The organism is Methylobacterium sp. WL103 (assembly GCF_008039885.1).
GTDB classification, from domain to species: domain Bacteria; phylum Pseudomonadota; class Alphaproteobacteria; order Rhizobiales; family Beijerinckiaceae; genus Methylobacterium; species Methylobacterium cerastii.
This window is the reverse complement of sequence record NZ_VRUX01000747.1, coordinates 1-1,798: the sequence shown is the minus strand read 5'-3', so window position 1 is coordinate 1,798 and position 1,798 is coordinate 1. Positions and strand designations below refer to the sequence as shown.

Sequence of the window (1,798 nt, the reverse complement as noted above, 5' to 3'; positions counted from 1 at the left end):
ATGCACGCCGAGCTGCGTCGTGAGGTCGGCGAGCGCCGACGCCATGCCGGGAAGCGACAGGCGGCCGGCGGGCAACGGATCGGTGAAGCCGTGGCCGGGCAGGTCCGGCGCGATCACGCGGAAGCGACCGGCCAGCGCCGGCATCAGCCCGCGCCAGGAATGCGTCGCCGCACCCGTCCCGTGGACGAGGAGCAGCACGGGGGCGTCGGCCGGTCCCATCTCCTGCACGTGCCAGCGCAAACCGGAGGCCTCGACGAAGCGGCTCGCGTCACGATGCGGCCAGTCGCGCCCCTCGCGCTCCCAATCCGGGCGGTCCTCGGACATGCGTGTCATCGTTCCCCGAGCTTGCCGACCCGCGCCGTCACGCCGCCTCGCCCGCGGCACGTACCGCGGCACTGAGCTTGCGGGCGTCGGCCTGCGGCAACGGGAGATAGCGGGCGCCCATCGCCTCGGCCAGCGCGCGTGCCGAATCCTGGGGTCGCGGTGCGGTGTCGATGAGGATCGCAGCGTATCCTGCCGCGCGGAAACGCAGGGCTGCCGCGCGCGCGTCCTCGGAGGCGCGCGGCCGGCCCGGAGTCCCTGTGCGGTCGACGTTGGCGCGCCCATCGGTGAGCAGCACGACGACCGGGGTGCCGCCGCCGCGGCGGACGGCGAGCGCCACGTCCTCCGCCGCCAGGTCGGGCGTCATGACCACCGCGGGCGCCGGATCGATCGGGGCCGCAGCCTTCGCGGACGGCGCCGGGCGGACGATCTCGGCGACGGCCGACGCGCCGGAGGCCTCGAGGAGCATGTCTGCCGCCGGACGGAATTCGAACGACGATGCTTCGACGAGGGGCGAGGACGGCGGCGGCTCCCCGCGAGTCTCGGGTTGCGGTGCAGGAGCCGATTCGGGCGGCCGGCGATAGGCGACGGTGCCCGGCAGGTTCACCGCCTCGAGCCAGCCGGCGAAGGCCGGGTGGGGCTCGGCGTGGCCGATCAGCAGCCAGCCGCCGGGGCGCAGGCGCCGTCCGAGCGCCCGCACGATCCCGGCGACGGTCTCGGCGCTGAAATAGATCAGGACGTTGCGGCACAGGATGAGGTCGAACCCGTCGAAGCCCTCGGGCATGCTGCCGTCGATGAGGCTCATCAGGTTCTGGCGCTCGAAGCGCACCATGCGCCGGAACTCCGGCCGCAGTGCGTAGCCGCCCTCGCGGGTCGCGCCGGGGCTCGCCGGGACGCGGTGGAAGTAGCGCACGCGCTCCTCCACCGGCAGCGTCCGCAGGGCCCAGCGGCCGAACTCGGCCGCCCGCGCGGTGGCGAGCGCGGCGATGCTGATGTCGGTGCCGACGACCGAGACCCGCCAGTCGGGGAGCGCCGGCCCGAGCAGCTGATGCAGCAGGATCGCCACCGAGTAGGGCTCGGCGCCGGTCGAGCAGCCGGCGCTCCAGACCCGGAGGGTGCGTTCGGTCCCGCGGGCCGCGACCAGGCCGGGCAGGATGGTCTCGCGCAACGCGGCGAACTGCTCGGCGTAGCGGAAGAAGAAGGTCTCGCCGATCGTGATCTCGGCCTCCAGCGCCGCCCACTCGCCGGCGCCGTCGTCCAGGCGCGCGTCGTAGGCGGCGGCGTCGGCCACGTTGCAGGCCTTGAACCGCCTCCGCAGGCGGTCGAACAGCAGGTCGTCCTTGTCGGCGTAGTAGTGGTGGCCGGTGCGCGCGATGATCCGCGCCTTCAGGGCGGCGTAGCCCGGGTCGGCGTGAGGGCTCGGACCGGACGGCCGCCGCATCGGGTTTGCCGCCGACCGTCCCGGCGGCCGCCCGGT

General features: G+C 74.6%; 2 protein-coding genes. Both read right to left on the bottom strand.

Annotated features, from left to right (window positions below):
- The coding region (locus FV222_RS24985; protein WP_246685651.1) for an alpha/beta fold hydrolase at positions 1–324 on the bottom strand (324 nt) is incomplete at its 3' end.
- A gap of 37 nt (positions 325–361) precedes the next feature.
- A complete protein-coding gene (locus FV222_RS24980) occupies positions 362–1,762 on the bottom strand; it encodes a protein-glutamate O-methyltransferase CheR (protein ID WP_147815903.1) in 1,401 nt (466 codons plus the stop codon).
- Between the last annotated feature and the right edge of the window lie 36 nt (positions 1,763–1,798).